Here is a 17,909-nt window from a genome sequence, read left to right as displayed (position 1 = left end):
CGGAGTCTTCCTGTTTATAAAGACAACGACTGTCTTTGTGATGAGAAAATATGACGCGACATTATAGCGGCGCACTTTGATCGAGTCGAGCCACACGTCCCCAAACCGGGCTGGCAATGGCACAATTCGCGCAAAACTGCCCCTTATATGGGGAAAACCGAGCCCGACTTCAAGGATGCAGACTGCAAGAATTTGCACTTGCTCACCTTTTTTCGTGCAAGAGCCTACTTTTTCAGCTCATCAGCCGGCAGACCGGCCACGGCGTGCAGGCTGCGACCCAAATTGTCCGCCCCGCCCCTTCAACCATTGCGTCCATGACCATCGCTCGTTATGGTGGCAGCCATCTTGATAAGTCTGGAGTCACCGACATGGCCTTTTTCCGCTTCTTGTTCAATCTGCTCTGGTTCGTACTGGGAGGCGTCTTCATGGGGCTGGCCTGGTGGCTGGCCGGACTGCTCTGTTTCATCTCCCTCATCGGCATCCCCTGGGGACGCGCCTGCTTCGTCATCGGCACCTTCACCTTCTTCCCGTTTGGCAAGCAGGCAGTCAACCGCAAGACCATGACGGGGCTGAGCGACATGGGCACCGGCACCATGGGGCTGATTGGCAACATCATCTGGTTCGTGCTGATCGGGATCTGGCTGGCCATCGGCCACATCGCCTCGGCGCTGGCCTGCTTCGTCACCATCGTTGGCATCCCGTTCGGCATTCAGCACCTCAAGCTGGCGCTCATCAGCCTGGCCCCCATCGGCCAGATGATCGTCACCAATCAGGAAGCCGAATCCGGTCGCTATATTCGTTAAGGGCGATGCCGCCGACCGCAAAAAAGGGCAGACTAGGGTCTGCCCTTTTTCATTGCCATCTTGAGGTACCCCATGCTGCCCAGCCACTTCTTCGCCAATCTCGCCCGCATGAAACTCATCTACCGCTGGCCGCTGATGCGCAACATCCAGCCCGAGAACATCGCCGAGCACAGCCTGCAGGTGGCCATGGTGGCCCACGCCCTCGGCCTCATCAAAAACCGGCTCTTTGGCGGCAGTGTGGATGCCGATCGCGCCGCCGTGATGGCCCTTTATCACGACAGCAGCGAGGTGCTGACCGGCGATCTGCCCACCCCGGTCAAGTACTTCAATCCCGAGATTGCCCGCGAATACAAGAAGATTGAGTTGGCGGCCGAGCAGCGCCTGCTCGGCATGTTGCCGCCTGAGCTGGTGGAGGATTTTCGCCCGCTGCTGGACTCGGGTGCCCAGGACGGGGAGCTGGCCAAGCTGGTGAAGGATGCCGACACCCTCTGCGCCTATACCAAGTGCCTGGAGGAGATCAACGCCGGCAACCGGGAGTTCGAGCCGGCGCGCAAGCGCCTCGAGCAGATGCTGGCCGCCCGGATGAGCGACGAGATGCGCTACTTCATCGACATCTTCGTGGCGAGCTTCTCCCTGCCACTCGATGAACTCAACGCCCATTAAACCAGCCAGCTCCCCTCAAAACAGAAAGACCCGCCGGTTTGCGCCGGCGGGTCTTTCGTTTTTCTCAGCAGACAAGATGCCGCGTATCAGTGCCCCAGCTCGCGCGACGGCACCAGCCCGCTCGCCCGCCAGGCGGGGTAAAGGGTCGCCACCAGGCTCATCAGGATGGCGGCGCCGGTCACGATGAGCAAGTCCTGCATGTGCAGCTCGGTCGGCAGAAAGTCGATGAAGTAGATGTCCGGATTGAGGAAACGGTGGCCGATCACCCCTTCGATGGCGCTCAGGATCTGGGTCAGCTTGCTGGAGAGCAGGCCGCCCAGCAGGGCGCCGAGCAGAGCCCCTGCCACCCCGTTCACCATCCCCTGAATGACGAAGGTGAGCCGGATCTGGCCCGGGCTCGCCCCCATGGTCTTCAAGATGGCGATCTCGCTGCGCTTCTCGTTCACCGCCATCACCAGGGTGGAGACGATGTTGAAACAGGCCACCGCCACCACCATCAGCATCACCACGTACATCACGGTGCGCACCATCTGGATGTCCTGATAGAGATAGCCCTGGCGGCTCATCCAGCTGCTGATGTAGACGTAGTGCGGAAACTTCTGGGCGGCCGCCACCGTGATGGACTGCGCCTTGAGCACGTCGTTCACCTTGAGACTGAAGCCCTCTACCGCGCTACCCATGCCGGTGATGGCCTGGGCATCGGCCAGATGCATGAAGCCGAGCACCCCATCGAGCTGGCCACCGATCTCGAGCAGCCCCACCACCTTGAGGGTCTCCCGCTTCGGGTTCTTGATGCCGGTGGCATCGCCCCCCTGAGGCTGCAGCAGGGTGACGGTGTCCCCTATCCTGACCCCCAGCTTGTCGGCGATGGTCTTGCCGAGGATGAGGCCGTGCTCGCCGGCTTGCAGTTCGCGCAGGCCGCGCCCCGTCATGTAGTTGCCCGCATCGGAGAGATTGGCCTCGAGCTCCGGCAGCACGGCGCGCACCTGCAGCCCCTTGAGGGCGCTGCCGTGCTCCAGCAGGCCGTCGAGCCGGATCACCGGGGCGGCAGCCTCCACTCCGGGCTGGGCCAGCAGGTAATCCCGCAGCTTGGGCCAGTTGGGGAGCGGCGCCTCCATCCCCATCAGCTCGCCGTGGGGCACCACGGAGAGCACCCGGTTTTTGAGCTCCCGCTCAAAACCGTTCATGGCGGAGAGCCCCAGGATCAGCGCCATCACCCCGAGGGCAATGCCGATGAGGGAGGAGGCGGAGATAAAGGCGATGAAGCCGTTGCGACGACGGGAGCGGCTGTAACGCAGGCCCAGAAACAGGGGCAGCGGTTTGAACATCAGGCGACCTCCGCCATTACGCCGCTCACCAGGGTCACCCGGCGATGGAGCTTGGCCGCCAGGCTCAAGTCGTGGGTCACCACCACGAACGCGGTGCCGAGCTCGCGGTTGAGCTCGCAGAGCAGCTCATAGACGGCGGTGGCGCTGGCGTGATCCAGGTTGCCGGTGGGCTCGTCCGCCAGCACCAGGCTGGGTTCGTTGACCAGGGCGCGGGCGATGGCCACCCGCTGGCGCTCACCACCGGAGAGCTCGGACGGTCTGTGGTGCAAACGATGGGAGAGTCCCACCCGCCCCAGCATCTTGCTCGCCTTCTCGGTGGCGCTCGCCACCGACTCGCCGGCGATCAGCAGCGGCATGGCGGCATTTTCCAGCGCACTGAATTCGGAGAGCAGGTGGTGGAACTGGTAGACAAACCCCAGCTCCTGGTTGCGAAACTTCGCCTGGGTGCGGCTGTCCCAGCGGTGGATATCCTGCCCCTTGAACAGCACAGCGCCGCTGGAGGGGTTGTCGAGCGCCCCCATCAGGTGCAGCAGGGTGGTCTTGCCGGAGCCCGAGCTGCCCACCACCGCCAGCATCTCGCCGGGCGCCACGCTAAGATCGATGCCCTTGAGTACCTGGGTCTCCAGATCGCCCTCTTTGTAGACATGATTGAGGGCCTGACAGCGCAGCAGCGGCTCGCAGGAGACGGATTGATTCATAAAGGGGGCTCCACTTGCACCAGTAACAACAGAAGATGAATTATTCATAGCGCAGCGCCTCCGCCGGTTTGACCCGGGCCGCACGGGCCGCCGGGTAGAGGGTAGCGCTGAAGCTGAGCAGCACGGCGCCCAGCAAAATGGTCACGACCTGGGCGGGTTCGACGATGACCGGCAGGCCCGAGCCGCCGGCCGTCATATAAAGGTTGAGCCCCACCGCATTGAGCAGGGGGTTGAGCCCCATGGAGAGTGCCAGCCCCGCCAGCCCCCCGAACAGGGCGCCGATGACGCCGCTGGACGCCCCCAGCACCATGAAGATCTTGACGATGCCAGACTCGCTCATGCCCATGGTGCGCAGGATGGCGACCTCCCCTTCCTTGTCGGTCACCACCATCACCAGGGCGGAGAGGATGTTGAAGGTGGCGACCGCGATGATCAGCACCAGCATCAGCCCCATCATCCGCTTCTCCATGGCCACCGCCTGGAACAGCTCGCCGCGCTCGCGGCGCCAGTCCTGCCACTCCAGCCCGTCAGGCAGCGCCGTCTTCACCACCTCGTCGGCGGCGAAGGGATCATCCAGCCAGAGGCGAATGCCGCCTACCTTGTCCGCAGGCAGGCGCAGCAGACGCTGGGCATCTCCCAGCGCAATCAGGGCAACCTGGCTGTCCACGTCGGCGCCGACCCCGAAGATGCCGGAGACGGTGAAGAGGCGCTGGGCCGGCACCCGGCCAAACGGGGTGAAGCGGGTGCCTTCGGTCAGGATCAGACGGACCTGGTCGCCCATGGAGACCTTGAGACGATTGGCCACCCCCTGCCCCAGCACTATGTGGTATTCACCGGCTTGCAGGCTGTCCAGACGCCCCATCTGCATCTGGGCGTGCAGGATGTCATCCTTGGGCCACTGGGCGGGATCGATCCCCTGCACGCTCACGCCGGTGAGCTGACCGGGGCTTTGCAACATGCCTTCGCTGTCTAGCATGGGAGCATGGGCGATCACGTGGGGCAACCTGGCCAAGTCCGGCAGCCCCTGCGGCGCGGCGTCGATGCGCCCCGCCGGGCTGGTCACCACCACATGGGGGATCACCCCGAGGATGCGCCCCTTGAGCTGCCCTTCAAAACCGTTCATCACCGAGATGACCACCATCAGGGCCGCGACCCCGATGGCAATGCCGAAAGTGGAAAACAGGGAGATAAATGACACGAAGCGATTGCTGCGTCGCGAGCCTGCATAACGCAGGCCGATGGCCAGCGACAGTGGCTGAAAAAGTCCAGTCTTCAAGGATATCTACGTTGCCAACAAAATAAGATACCGGATAATAAAGGGAAACCGTCTATGACAACAAGGGATAGCCTCCATGCAGGAACAGTTCTTCAGTGTCACCCATGCCACGCCGGTCAATGTGATCCCCATGCCCGGCGATTTTCACCTGCCCTCGCTGGAGGCACTGGAAGCCGAGCTGCCCGAACCCTTTCGCATCGCCTCCTCCATCACTTCCATCGACATGGTGACCAGCCGCCTGCTCCGCAACCAGAGTGAGTCGATGCACGATCTGGTGGAGATCATCAACCAGCAGTCGCGCAAGATCGACATGATCATGGGCTATGTGCTGTCGGTGCAGGATCACCCGGAGCACCGCTTTCACACCCTGCGCTTTGGGGCCGGCCAGCTCACCTATCTGCATCCGCGCCAGGGCCACGGCGAGGCACCGCACCTGCACCAGATAGTGCGGCTCAAGATCTTCCTGCGCGAAGAGGCCTCCGCCATCTACTGCTATGGCCAGGTCAAACAGCTGGAGCCGAGCGAGCACGGCACCCAGGTGGTGCTCGACTATGTGCGGATCCGCGAGGATGACCGCGAACTGCTGGTACGCGCCAGCCTGCATATCCAGTCCAAACAACTCAAACTTCGTGCGCAAGACCGTCAACGTTAAAAGAATCGAATGATGCCAATAAAGCTCCCCGCCTTGCCCGCCAAGGCGGGCCAAAAGTTAACGCTCGGCCAGCTGACAGGCAGCAGCCTCTCGCTGATGGCCGCCCGCCTCACAGAGGAGGCTCATCGCCCCGTCCTGCTGGTGACCGCCGATACCCCGAGTGCCCTGCGCCTCGAACAGGAACTGCAGTACCTCTTGGCCGACAAGGGCTGCCCGGTGCTGCTGTTCCCGGATTGGGAAACCCTGCCCTACGACACCTTCTCCCCCCATCAGGACATCATCTCCCAGCGGCTCGAGACCCTCTACAAGCTGCCGCAGATGAGCAGCGGGGTGTTGATCGTGCCCATCTCCACCCTGATGCTGCGCACGGCGCCCCGGGTCTATCTCGACAAATACAGCCTGATGGTGAAGAGCGGCCAGCGCCTCAATCTGCAGCAGCTGCGCGCGCGTCTCGCCGAGGCGGGCTATGTGGCGGTAGAACAGGTGCTGGAGCACGGCGAATTTGCCGCCCGCGGCTCCCTGCTCGATCTCTTCCCCATGGGCAGCAGCAGCCCCTATCGCATCGATTTTTTCGACGACGAAGTGGACTCCATCCGCCCGTTCGACCCCGAGACCCAGCGATCCAGCGAGCCGGTCAAGAGCGTCAGCCTGTTGCCGGCCCGGGAGTTTCCCACCGATGAAGCCGCCATCGAGCTGTTTCGCGGCCAGTATCGCGAACAGTTCGAGATCTCCCGCGCCGAGGGCTCTATCTATCAGGAGGTGAGCAAGGGACGCTGGCCGGCGGGCATCGAATACTATCTGCCGCTCTTCTTCCAGCAGACCGCCAGCCTGTTTGATCACCTGCCGGACAACACCCTGCTGCTGACCGTGGGGGAGATCTACCCCGCCGCCCAGCGCTTCTGGAACGACATCGGCCAGCGCTATGAAGACAGGCGCTGGGACAATACCCGTCCCCTGCTGCCACCCCAGCAGATCTACCTGCCGGTGGAGCAGCTGTTTGCTGCTCTGGGTCAGTACGCGGCCGTACGGCTGCAGGAGGCCCCCACCGCCGGCGATGCCGGCCAGCATGACCTGCCTCTCTCGGCGCTACCGGACCTTCAGCTCGATCACAGCAAGGAGCGGCCGCTGCTGGCCCTCAGCCAGTTCCTGCAAGATTTTGCCGGCCGTACCCTGTTTGCGGTGGAGTCCGAAGGACGGCGCGAGGTGCTGGGGGACCTGCTGGCGCGCATCGCGCTGCAGCCCAAGGAGTTCACCTCGCTCGATGCCTTCATCACCAGCAAGGCTCGCCACGGCCTGCTGGTGGCACCGCTCGAGCGCGGCTTCTTGCTGCGAGAACCGGGGCAAGAGGAGCTGGCGCTCATCACCGAGACCGAACTGCTGGGCGGCAAGATCCGCAGCAAACGGCAACGGGAAAAGAGCAAGAATTTAAGCTCCGATGCGGTGATCCGAAACCTTGGCGAGCTGACCCAGGGTCAGCCGGTGGTGCATCTGGATCACGGGGTCGGCCGCTATCTGGGGCTGGAGACCATAGACGCCGGCGGCCTGCCCACCGAGTTTCTGACCCTCGAATACGCCGGTGGCGACAAGCTGTTCGTGCCGGTCACCAGCCTGCACCTCATCAGCCGCTATACAGGATCCGACAACCCGCCCAGCCACAAGCTCGGCGGCGAGGCCTGGGTCAAGGCGCGGCGCAAGGCGGCCGAGAAGGTGCGCGACGTGGCGGCCGAGCTGCTCGATGTCTATGCCCACCGCGCGGCCCGCGCCGGCTTTGCCTTCAAGCACGACCGTGAGGCCTATCGCCAGTTTGCCGCCGGCTTCCCGTTCGAGGAGACCGAGGATCAGCTCAACGCCATCAACGCCGTGCTCGGCGACATGTGCCAGGCCAAGAGCATGGATCGGCTGGTGTGCGGCGACGTGGGCTTTGGCAAGACCGAGGTGGCGATGCGGGCGGCCTTTGTGGCCGTGCACGGCGGCAAGCAGGTGGCCGTGCTGGTGCCCACTACCCTGCTCGCCCAGCAGCACTACGACAACTTCCGCGACCGCTTCGCCAACTGGCCGGTGCGGGTGGAGGTGCTGAGCCGCTTCCGCTCCGCCAAGGAGCAGAGCGCGGTGATGAAGGAGATGGCCGAGGGCAAGGTGGACATCATCATCGGCACCCACAAGCTGCTGGGCGCCGAGCTCACCTTCAAGGATCTCGGCCTGCTCATCGTCGACGAGGAGCACCGCTTCGGGGTGCGCCAGAAGGAGAAGATCAAGGCGCTGCGCGCCGACGTGGATATCCTCACCCTCACCGCCACCCCCATTCCGCGTACCCTCAACATGGCGATGTCCGGCATGCGGGATCTCTCCATCATCGCCACCCCGCCCGCCAAGCGCCTGGCCATCAAGACCTTCGTGCGCCAGCATGAGCCGGCGGTGGTGCGCGAGGCGGTGCTGCGGGAATTGAAGCGTGGCGGCCAGGTCTACTACCTGCACAACGACGTGGAGAGCATAGAGAAGTGTGCGGCGGATCTTGCCGAGCTGGTGCCGGAGGCGCGCATCGGCATCGCCCACGGCCAGATGCGCGAGCGCGAGCTCGAGCGGGTGATGTCGGACTTCTACCACCAGCGTTTCAACCTGCTGGTCTGCACCACCATCATCGAGACCGGCATCGACGTACCGAGCGCCAACACCATCATCATGGACCGGGCGGATCATCTGGGCCTGGCCCAACTGCACCAGTTGCGGGGCCGGGTCGGCCGCTCCCACCACCAGGCCTATGCCTACCTGCTCACCCCCCATCCCAAGCTGATGACCAAGGATGCGGCCAAGCGGCTGGAGGCCATCGCGTCGCTGGAAGATCTCGGCGCCGGCTTTGCGCTGGCCACCCACGATCTGGAGATCCGCGGCGCCGGCGAGCTGCTGGGCGACGATCAGAGCGGACAGATCGAATCGGTCGGCTTCACCCTCTACATGGAGATGCTGGAGCAGGCGGTGGAGGCGCTCAAACATGGCAAGGAGCCGTCGCTGGAACAGCTCATGAGCCAACACACCGAGGTGGAGCTGCGCCTGCCGGCCTTGCTCCCGGACGACTACATCCCGGACGTCAACATGCGGCTCTCCATGTACAAGCGGATCGCCAGCGCGGCGGACGAGCAGGAGCTGCGCGAACTCAAAGTGGAGCTGATCGACCGCTTTGGCCTGTTGCCGGAGGCGACCAAAACCCTGATGGAGCTGGCCGCCTTCCGCCAGCGCGCCACGGCGCTGGGCATTCGCCGGGTGGAGATGAGCGAGCGCGGCGGTTACCTGGACTTTACCCAGGAAACCAAGGTCAACCCGGCCTATCTGGTCAAGCTGCTCTCCGAGCAGCCGCGCATCTACAAGATGGACGGGCCGACCCGGCTGCGCTTCCAGGTGCCAACCCAGGAGCGGGCCATGCGCCTCAAGCTGGTGGATGGCCTGCTGGCGGATCTCGCCAGCCACGCCAGCCCCTGAGGTGGCATTCCTTGAGCGGCTAGCCACTCACCCAAATAAAACGGGAGCCATATTGGCTCCCGTTTTTTATCCCGTGACGCTGGCCGTCAAGATTGCTCGGCCGGGTTCTCGTGCGCGGAGAACTCCCGCATGAAGGCCTCGGCACGCTCCACCATCTTGGTGGAGCCCACGAAATAGGGGGTGCGCTGGTGCAGTGCGGTGGGCTGGATATCCATGATGCGGTTGAAGCCGTCGGAGGCTCTGCCACCCGCCTGCTCCACCAGAAACGCCATGGGGTTGCACTCATAGAGCAGGCGCAGCTTGCCGTTCGGCGAGTTGGTGCCGGACGGATAGATGTAGATGCCACCCTTGAGCAGGTTGCGGTGAAAATCGGAGACCAGAGAACCGATATAGCGGGAGGTGTAAGGACGGTGGGTCGCCTCGTCCCGCTCCTGGCAATATTTGAGGTACTTCTTCACCCCGTCCGGGAACTTGATGTAGTTGCCCTCGTTGATGGAGTAGATCTTGCCCTCCTCCGGAATGCGGATGTTCTCGTGGGAGAGGCAGAAGCAGCCGATGGAGGGGTCGTAGGTAAAGCCGTTGACGCCAAAGCCGGTGGTGTAGACCAGCATGGTGGAGGAGCCATAGACCACGTAACCGGCGGCGACCTGGCGGTTGCCCGGCTGCAGAAAGTCTTCCAGGGTGACGCCGGCACCCGGCTTGCTGACCCGGCGATAGATGGAGAAGATGGTCCCGACGGAGACGTTGACGTCGATGTTGGAGGAGCCGTCGAGGGGATCTATCAGCACCACGTACTTGGAGTGACGGGAGAGCTCGGAATCGAAGGAGACGAAATCCTCCTCCTCTTCGGAGGCCATGCCGCACACTTCACCACGGGCTTCCAGCGCCGCCTTGAAGCGCTCGTTGGCGTAGACGTCCAGCTTCTGCTGCACCTCGCCCTGCACGTTTTCAGCCCCCATGGAGCCGATGATGTCCGCCAGCCCCGCCTTGTTGATCTCCCGGTTCACCACCTTGGCAGCCAGGCGAATGGAGCTGAGCAGGGAGGTCAGCTCGCCGGTCGCAGTGGGATAATCCGCCTGCTTTTTGACGATGAACTCGCCCATGGTGATCATGTTTCGCATTATGGTTCCTTTAAGATCGTTTCCGTTGGCATTGAAAACGTTTGCAAGCATCAGCAAAAAAAGTGCCGATCCTCGGCAGCGTTGTTTTGTAACCTAATGTAACGTCTGTTTTTTGTTTTTGCAGCGAATTAAGCCGCTTGATAAATGCGCATTCCCGCCATTTTTTCTGTCCGGCACTCGCCATAAAGTGGTTTCAATCGGTAACTTTTCGAATGTTAATTCGTGGCAAAAAATCACGAAGATGTTGCCATGAAGGCGCCAAGATCCCCGCTCTGCCCCCTATCTGGGGCGCATGCCAAAGGAGACCGGCCTGCCTCTTGAGATCTCGCCATCAATCCCGCACACTGGCCAGGCTTTGGAAGCAAAAAAACATAAGGATATTCAATGAAAAGGACTCTCATTGCCGGCACGGTGGCCGCTCTGTTCGCACTCCCCGTCCTGGCGGCCCAGGTACCGGCCGGTACCAAGCTGTTACCCGCAGAACAGCAAACCTTCATCCGCAACATAGGTACCGAACCCGCCTCCATCGATCCCCAGATGGTGGAAGAGAGCGCGGGCAGCGAAATCGTCAACGATCTGTTCGAGGGGCTCTACACCCTGGATGGGGACGGCAAGCTGCAGCCTGCCGGCGCCCTGGGTTACCAGCTCGATCCCACCGGCACCGTCTACACCTTCAAGCTCAGACCCGATGCCAAGTGGTCCAACGGTGAGCCGGTGACGGCAGCCGATTATGTCTATGGCTGGCAGCGGGCGGCGGATCCCAAGAACGCCTCCAACTATGCCTGGTTCATCGAGCTGACCGGTGTCACCAATGCCGCCGAGGTCATCCAGGGCAAGCAGAGCCCGGATACGCTGGGCATCAAGGCGATCGATGCCCATACCCTGCAGATCACCCTGAAAAACCCGGTCCCCTTCTTCCTGAAGACCCTCTCCCACTACACCACCTTCCCGGCGCCCAAAGCGACCATCGAGAAGTTCGGTCATGAGTGGGTCAAGCCGGGCAACATCGTCTCCAACGGCGCCTTCGTGCTCAAGGAGTGGACCCCCAACGAGCGCCTCATCGCCGAGCGCAACCCCCATTACTGGGACAACAAGAATACGGTGCTGAACAAGGTGTTCTATCTGGAGATCGTCTCCGACACCGCCGCCTACAACCGCTACCGCGCCGGCGAGCTGCACTACACCAGCTACCCGCTCGAGCAGTACAAGCAGCTCAAGCAGCAGAGCCCGCAGGAGCTGGTGAGCGTGCCGACCCTGGCCACCTACTACTACGTGTTCAACACCCAGCGCAAACCGTTCGATGACCCCAAGGTGCGCAAGGCGCTGTCGCTTGCCATCGACCGGGACACCATCACAGAGAAGATCCTGGGACAGGGTCAGATCTCCGCCTTCAGCCTGACCCCGCCCATCGTCGACGGCTTCGAGCTCAAGCGACCGGCCAGCGAGCTGATGAGCAAGGAGGAGCGGATCAAGCAGGCCAAGGCGCTGCTCGGCGAGGCGGGCTACGGCCCGGACAAGCCGCTGACGGTGGACATCCTCTACAACACCAACGAGGGGCACAAGAAGATAGCGCTGGCCATCTCCTCCATGTGGAAGCACAACCTGGGTGTCCAGGCCAAACTCAACAACATGGAGTGGAAAACTATGGTCTCGGCCCTCAACGAAGGGGATTTCGGGGTCAGCCGCTACTCCTGGAACGGGGACTACAACGACGCCTCCACCTTCCTCGATATCCTGACCTCCAGCAGCAGCGCCAACAGCGGCAAGTGGTTCAACAAGGAGTACGACGCCCTGCTGAGCAAGGCCCACGACTCGCAGGATGGCGCCGAGCGCAACCGCCTCTATCAACAGGCGGAAGCGGTGATCGAGGCCGACGCCCCCATCGCGCCTGTCTACTTCTACGTCAAGTCCCGCCTGCTCAAGCCCAACATCAAGGGCTACCCCTACCAGAATCCGCAGGATCTGGTCTACTCGAAGGACCTCTACCTCACCGCGCAGTGAGGCTAGCTATCCCGCATAAAAAAGACCGCCATTCGGCGGTCTTTTTTTCAATCCTCCCGGCAGGTGGCCAGCGCCACCCTGCGCCGGCGCAGCACCACAGGTTGCACCAGCAGCTGGGCCAGCAAGACCCCAAACAGGGTCATGCCGCCGCCGATCAGGTGATAGCTGGTCAATCTCTCGCCGAGCCAGCTGATGGCTAGGCCCGCTGTCATCACCGGCAGCAGGTTCATGAAGATGGCGGTGCGGCTTGCCCCCAGCAGGGCGATGCCCTGCATCCAGAGCCAGGGGGACAGAGCCGAGGTCGGGATCCCCGCGTAGAGGATCAGCCAGAGCGCCCGCCCGTCCGGCCAGTGCCCGTCCACTAGCAGATAAAACGGGGTGAGAAACAGCAGGCTGCAGAGCACCTGGCCGTAGAGCATGGACCAGTTGTCGAGCCCCAGATCCCACTTCTTGAGCAGCACGCTGTAGAGCGCATAGGTGCCCGCCGACAGCAGCATGTAGACGGAGCCGATGTGGATGCCCTGGGTAAAGAGGCGAGCGGGATCCCCCTGCCCCAGCAAAATGGCCAGTCCCAGAATGGAGATGACGCCGCCTAGCAGCGTACCCCAGGTGGGACGTTCGCGCAGCAGCCAGATGCTGAGCAGCACAGTCATCAACGGCGTCAGCCCCATCATCAGGCCGATCTCGGTGGCCCCCAGGGTCTGCGCCGCGTAGTAGCCGAAGGTCTGGTTGAGCACCATGCCGAGCAGGGCCAGCGCCGCCAGCTGATAGAAGCCGGCCCGCAGTTTGGCTCGCTCGCGCCAGGCCCGATGGGCCAGAAACGGGGTCAACACGATGGCGGCCACCATCCAGCGTGACCAGGCCAGGGCCACCGGCGAGAGCACCCCCACCGCCAATTTGCTGACGATGGCGTTGCCGGCCCAGATGGCCATGCAGGAGAAGGGAAACAAGAAGGCAAGGGGCATCGCTATATCCAGAAAAAGCCAGCGGGTATTTCAGGCGGGAGTATAGGGAGGCCGACAGGATTAGCAAGCGCCACACAGTCCGGGGTGGATTGCCTGACAAAAAGGGGAACCGAACAGCGCCAAAGAGGCCGGAATTGCTCCAAAAACAATCATGCCCGCACGGTGGCGGGCATGACGCGGATCAGCGAGGTGACGAAGCAATCACGCCGCATCCATGTGCAGTCTCGAGATCAACGCGTTGACCTCGACCACGGTCTGGCGGTGGGGAATGTCCGCCGACGTGGGCATCATCAGCAAGCCGGACTGGAAGTCGAAGCGTCCTCTGCCGTGGATGTAAATCCGCCCCTTGAAGAAGGTTTTGACATGTTTTGCCACCATTAGTGGCAGGTACTTCTTGAATACTCTCATCGTTTGCAACCTCTTGCAGTTGTATCCGTATGACAGCAGCTTCTGCGAAATAATTCCGTCAAATCTGTATAAAAATCCGGAAAAATCGCAACTCTCTTCCCCAAAAAACCAATCTATAACTTTTTATTAACTTTTAGCGTATTGTATGTGGTCCTTCCAACCAGAGCAAGGCCCCCTTGCCATCCTGCCACTCGATACAGGCCAGGCCCGAGGTGGCAAACATGGGGGCACCCGCCGCCGGACAGAGGCTCTGCACCAGGTATCCCACCAGCGGCAGGTGACTCACCATCAGGATGCTGTCATGCTTGGCCGCCAGCGCGGTGAGGTAACTTGCCACGAAGGCCGGATCGCCATAAGGGGTGATGTCACCGCTCTCTTCGACGGCCCCTGCCTTGGGTAATTCACTGCATATGCTCTGCCAGGTTTGTCTGGCGCGCAGATAGTTGCTGTGGATCACCCGATCCAGCTTGTCGCCAAGCTGGGGGGCCAGCCAGCGGGCCATGTGGATGGACTCTTCGATTCCCTGCTCGGTCAGTGGACGCTGTTCATCTGTTTTCGCATTCATGCCAGCCTGGCCATGACGCATGATGTAGATTTTCATTACAACCTCGCCCAACGGGCCTGTTTTGATAGCGGGGGGATCTTACCCCGCCATGCCGGGGGAAACAATTGCGCTACCTCTCAGAAAAGGGTTTGCCTCACCGGGTAGCGGGGTCGATAATCATGTTTAAATTCAAATAAATCCAACAAGAGTCACGCGCCAATGAGCCCATATGCCAGTCCCAACGACCATCGGCAGTACCACTATCTGGAGCTGGCAAACCGGCTCAGGGTCTTGTTGATCTGCGATCCCGACACCGACAAGTCTGCCGCCTCCCTGGCCGTCAACACTGGCCACTTCGACGATCCGGCGGACCGGCAGGGGATGGCTCATTTCCTTGAGCATATGCTGTTCCTTGGCACCTGCACCTATCCCAAACCTGGTGAATACCAGCAATTTATGAGCCGTCATGGCGGCAGCAACAACGCCTGGACCGGCACCGAGTTCACCAACTTCTTCTTCGAGATCGACAACGGCTTCTTCGAGGCCGGGCTGGATCGCTTCTCCCAGTTCTTCATCTGCCCCACCTTCGATCCCGAGTGGGTGGACAAGGAGCGCAACGCGGTCGACTCCGAATACCGTCTCAAGCTGCAGGACGACGTGCGCCGCAGCTACCAGGTGCACAAAGAGACGGTCAATCCCGCCCACCCCTTCGCCAAATTCTCGGTGGGCAACCTGGATACCCTGGCCGATCTGCCGGGCCGGGATCTGCGCTCCGACCTTATCCGGTTTTACGAAACCCACTACAGCGCGGATCGCATGGCGTTGGTGATGATCTCTCCTGCCGCCATCGAGACCCAGCTGGGTTGGTGCGATCGCTTTTTCGCTCCCATTTTGAATCGCAATCTGGGAACGCCGACCCTAGACATGCCCCTCTACCGGCTCGATGACCTGGGCATTCGCATCCAGATCAACCCGGTCAAGGAGACCCGCAAGCTCGCGCTCACCTTCCCGCTGCCCAACGTGGATGAGTATTACGACAAGAAGCCCCTCACCTTCCTGAGCCACCTCATCGGCTACGAAGGAGACGGCAGCCTGCTCTCTCTGCTGAAAGCGAAGGGTTGGGTCAACCAGCTCTCCGCCGGCGGTGGCATCAGCGGCGCCAACTTCAAGGATTTTGGCGTCAACTTCGGGCTAACCCCGCTCGGGCTCGAACACGTCAACGAGATAGTGACGGCCCTGTTCGGTTACTTGAAGCTCATCGAGCGCGGCGGAGTGGAAGCCTGGCGCTATGACGAGAAGCGCACCGTGCTCGAATCAGCCTTCCGCTTCCAGGAGCGGGGCCGGGCACTCGACACCGTCTCCGGGCTGGTGCTGAACCTGTTCAGCTACGCTCCCGACGACCTGCTCTACGGCGACTACATGATGCGCGCATACGACGAGCCGCTCATTCGCCGCCTGCTCGCCAAGCTCACCCCCCACAACCTGCGCATGACCGTCACGGCGCCGGAGCTCGGCACGGACCGGCTGGCCCGCTGGTATCAGACCCCTTATAGCGTCTCCATCATCACCGAGGCGGAGAAGATCCGCTGGCAGCAGAGCGAACCGGATCCGGCGCTGGCCCTGCCGCAGCCCAACCCCTTTATCAGCAACCGGCTCGACGTGCGCACGCCCGAGCTTGCCGCCGACATGCCCGCCTGCCTCATCGATCGGCCCGGCTTTCGGCTCTGGCACCTGCATGAGCATCAGTTCAGCGTGCCCAAGGGCAACCTCTACATCTCCATCGACAGCGAGCACGCGGTCAAGAGCCCGCGCCACATCGCCATGGCACGCCTCGCGGTGGAGCTGCTCACCGACCACCTCAACGCCCTCACCTACCCGGCGGAGCTGGCGGGGCTCGGCTATCAGATCTATGCCCACCAGGGCGGCTTTACCATCAACCTGAGCGGCTTTGCCGACAAGCAGCCGCTGCTGCTCGACATGATCCTCGGCAACCGCACCCTGGGTTACCCGGATCCGGCCCGATTTGCCGAAATCAAGGAGCAGCTCATCCGCAACTGGGACAACCAGTCCAAGGCGCGCCCCATCTCCCAGCTGTTCAACCAGCTCACCAGCCTGCTGCAGCCCAACAACCCGCCGTTCGAGCAGTTGCTGCGCCACCTGCGCAGTGTCGAGCTCGGCGAAATGCCCGCCTTCGTGGCGAGCCTCTTTGCCGAGGTGCACGTAGAGACCCTGGTGCACGGCGACTGGACCGCCGCCGAGGCCCTCGAGCTCGCCGCCCTGCTGGAGCGCCACCTCGGCGTCAACAGCCAGCCCAGTGCCGAGACCCGTCGCCCGCTCATCTCCATCCAGGACAGGGGCACCCTCATTCGCGAACAGGGCTGCGAGCATGAAGACTCGGCCCTGCTGGTCTACTACCAGTCGCGCACCACCCGGGCGCGGGATCTGGCCTGCTTCACCCTGGCCAACCACATCATGTCCTCCACCTTCTTTCACGAGCTGCGCACTCGTCAGCAGCTCGGCTATGTGGTGGGGGCCGGCAACCTGCCCCTCAATCGCCATCCCGGCCTCATCTTCTATATCCAGTCGCCGGTGGCCGGGCCGCAGATCCTGCTGGATGCAGTGGAGGAGTTCATCGACCTGTTTCCGCTGGCCATGCTCGAGCTCACCGCCCAGCAGTGGCAGGACAGCAAGGCGGGCCTGCAGGCCCAGCTGAGCGAGCGGGATGCCAACCTGCGCAGTCGGGGCCAGCGGCTGTGGGTCAGCATCGGCAACAAGGATCTGGGCTTTGATCAGCGCGAAAGGGTGTGCGAGGAGGTGGGCAACCTGAGCCGCGCCGATCTGGTACGCTTTATCACCCAGCTGAGATCGAGAACATCGGATCGGCTGATCCTCTGCAGCTATGGTCAAGGCCACGAGCACGACGAGCGCATCACCGGCCAGTTCATCGACGACCCGCGGGCATTCCGGCTCAACGCCGCCACCTTCGAGGCCTGATCAGGCCTCCTGTTCCCCTTCTTGCCGCCAATAAAAAGCCGACCCCGTGGGGTCGGCTGGAAAAACCATAATCAATTGCGACCAGAGCCGCCAAAAGTGAACATGAGCGTGAAAATCAGACACTGAGTTGATGGTCGGCGGGCAGTCCCAAACCAGAGCGCGCCTGCCGATGACAACAGTGATTGAGAAACAGGCTCATCTTAGGCACTCCCCTCCCTTGTCACGTTGATCTATGTCAAAGGAGGTAATAAAGAGTCAACCAGCTGCAGCTTTATGGCCAGTTTTATGGCCTCAGCTCACGCTTTTGGTCAAGCCTCTGGACGGCGTACCAGCCGGTAGGCCACCTCGTCGAAGTAGGAGAGCTGGCCCGACAGCACCCTGGGGTGATCGAGCTCCGCCGCTCGCCCCAGCACCTCGACCTGGAAGTGGCGCTCGAACAGGGTGCGCACCTCCATCTCCCCCACCGAGAACGGCGGCTGGCGCTGCTGCTCCGGCTGATACTCCAAAGTCACCAGCAGGATCTGACCGCCCGCCTCGATAAGCCGGCTCATCAGCTCGGCATATTGACGGCGCATGGCGGTCGGCAGGGCAATGAGAGCGGCCCTGTCGTAAGCCAACCGATAGCGACGGCCAAGTTCGGGGGCGGCGAAAAAATCCCCCTCATAGATGCGCAGGCTGTCGTGCTGATGGCTCTGATAGGGCCCCTCGGCACTCACAGTTTCACTCAGTTTGTTCTCGCTGAAAAAGCTGTTGATGGCGACGGACGAGAGCTCGAACCCGTCGACCGGATGGCCCTGCCCGCTCAGCCAGAGCATGTCGCGGGACTTGCCGCACAGGGGCACCAGCACGGGCTCGCCCTGCTGCTGGGCCGACCACCAGGATTGCAGCCAGCGATTGAAATCCGCCTGATGAAAGCCGATCCGGTTCTCTTCCCAACGCTGATGCCAAAATGCCGCTTCCATCCAGTAACCCCTGTCATGTA

Annotated in this window: 14 protein-coding genes; 6 read left to right on the top strand and 8 right to left on the bottom strand. The window is 62.2% G+C overall.

The genetic code is table 11. From position 1 onward, the window contains the following. The first annotated feature begins 368 nt into the window (after nt 1-368). On the top strand, nt 369-803 hold the full coding sequence (locus I6L33_RS14450) for a YccF domain-containing protein (protein WP_017764310.1): 435 nt from the start codon (nt 369-371) through the stop codon (nt 801-803). Nucleotides 804-875: 72 nt separating this feature from the next. Further along, nucleotides 876-1,466, top strand: coding sequence for a 5'-deoxynucleotidase (gene yfbR / locus I6L33_RS14445; RefSeq protein WP_195878514.1), 591 nt, complete (start codon nt 876-878; stop codon nt 1,464-1,466). An 86-nt stretch (nt 1,467-1,552) separates the two neighbouring features. Here the strand turns inward: yfbR and lolE are convergent, their stop codons facing one another. The 3 genes from lolE to I6L33_RS14430 are packed head-to-tail and all read right to left on the bottom strand — an operon-like array spanning nt 1,553 to nt 4,768. Then, nucleotides 1,553-2,794 carry a lipoprotein-releasing ABC transporter permease subunit LolE gene (lolE, locus tag I6L33_RS14440; protein ID WP_216972769.1) on the bottom strand — a complete coding sequence of 414 codons (1,242 nt, stop codon included), beginning with the start codon at nt 2,792-2,794 and terminating at the stop codon, nt 1,553-1,555. Continuing rightward, nucleotides 2,794-3,492: a lipoprotein-releasing ABC transporter ATP-binding protein LolD gene (gene lolD / locus I6L33_RS14435; protein WP_026141609.1), complete on the bottom strand. Its 699-nt coding sequence runs from the start codon at nt 3,490-3,492 to the stop codon at nt 2,794-2,796. Before lolD ends, lolE begins: the two co-directional genes overlap by 1 nt. A gap of 40 nt (nt 3,493-3,532) precedes the next feature. Further along, nucleotides 3,533-4,768 (bottom strand): lipoprotein-releasing ABC transporter permease subunit, encoded by a 1,236-nt coding sequence (locus I6L33_RS14430; RefSeq protein ID WP_005301533.1) that lies wholly within the window; start codon nt 4,766-4,768, stop codon nt 3,533-3,535. Nucleotides 4,769-4,844: 76 nt separating this feature from the next. On the opposite strand from I6L33_RS14430, the gene I6L33_RS14425 reads away from it, so the two are divergent. Together I6L33_RS14425 and mfd are read left to right on the top strand one after the other, a co-directional pair. Continuing rightward, nucleotides 4,845-5,420 (top strand): hypothetical protein, encoded by a 576-nt coding sequence (locus I6L33_RS14425; protein WP_010633791.1) that lies wholly within the window; start codon nt 4,845-4,847, stop codon nt 5,418-5,420. 9 nt (nt 5,421-5,429) lie between these two features. Then, nucleotides 5,430-8,894, top strand: a complete 3,465-nt coding sequence (gene mfd / locus I6L33_RS14420; RefSeq protein ID WP_216972768.1) for a transcription-repair coupling factor — start codon at nt 5,430-5,432, stop codon at nt 8,892-8,894. A gap of 86 nt (nt 8,895-8,980) precedes the next feature. Here mfd and fbp read toward each other — a convergent pair whose 3' ends face one another. Next, nucleotides 8,981-10,015 carry a class 1 fructose-bisphosphatase gene (fbp, locus tag I6L33_RS14415; RefSeq protein ID WP_017764306.1) on the bottom strand — a complete coding sequence of 345 codons (1,035 nt, stop codon included), beginning with the start codon at nt 10,013-10,015 and terminating at the stop codon, nt 8,981-8,983. Between the two features lie 384 nt (nt 10,016-10,399). Here fbp and I6L33_RS14410 point away from each other — a divergent pair, with 384 nt between their 5' ends. Next, nucleotides 10,400-12,016, top strand: a complete 1,617-nt coding sequence (locus I6L33_RS14410) for a peptide ABC transporter substrate-binding protein (protein WP_216972767.1) — start codon at nt 10,400-10,402, stop codon at nt 12,014-12,016. A 47-nt stretch (nt 12,017-12,063) separates the two neighbouring features. Here the strand turns inward: I6L33_RS14410 and I6L33_RS14405 are convergent, their stop codons facing one another. The 3 genes from I6L33_RS14405 to sixA all read right to left on the bottom strand — a co-directional run bounded on the left by I6L33_RS14405 (nt 12,064) and on the right by sixA (nt 13,990). Beyond that, a complete protein-coding gene (locus I6L33_RS14405; RefSeq protein ID WP_216972766.1) occupies nt 12,064-12,981 on the bottom strand; it encodes a DMT family transporter in 918 nt (305 codons plus the stop codon). A 201-nt stretch (nt 12,982-13,182) separates the two neighbouring features. Next, on the bottom strand, nt 13,183-13,389 hold the full coding sequence (locus tag I6L33_RS14400; protein WP_005301545.1) for a DUF1107 domain-containing protein: 207 nt from the start codon (nt 13,387-13,389) through the stop codon (nt 13,183-13,185). A gap of 133 nt (nt 13,390-13,522) precedes the next feature. Continuing rightward, nucleotides 13,523-13,990 carry a phosphohistidine phosphatase SixA gene (gene sixA / locus I6L33_RS14395; RefSeq protein WP_216972765.1) on the bottom strand — a complete coding sequence of 156 codons (468 nt, stop codon included), beginning with the start codon at nt 13,988-13,990 and terminating at the stop codon, nt 13,523-13,525. A gap of 162 nt (nt 13,991-14,152) precedes the next feature. Here sixA and I6L33_RS14390 point away from each other — a divergent pair, with 162 nt between their 5' ends. Then, a complete protein-coding gene (locus I6L33_RS14390; RefSeq protein WP_216972764.1) occupies nt 14,153-16,927 on the top strand; it encodes an insulinase family protein in 2,775 nt (924 codons plus the stop codon). Between the two features lie 308 nt (nt 16,928-17,235). Here I6L33_RS14390 and I6L33_RS14385 read toward each other — a convergent pair whose 3' ends face one another. Next, nucleotides 17,236-17,889, bottom strand: coding sequence for a thiopurine S-methyltransferase (locus I6L33_RS14385; protein ID WP_019839998.1), 654 nt, complete (start codon nt 17,887-17,889; stop codon nt 17,236-17,238). Between the last annotated feature and the right edge of the window lie 20 nt (nt 17,890-17,909).

Origin of the sequence: Aeromonas sp. FDAARGOS 1403 (genome assembly GCF_019047325.1) — a bacterium.
GTDB classification, from domain to species: Bacteria; Pseudomonadota; Gammaproteobacteria; order Enterobacterales; family Aeromonadaceae; genus Aeromonas; species Aeromonas dhakensis.
This window is presented reverse-complemented; position numbering and strand designations above follow the sequence as displayed.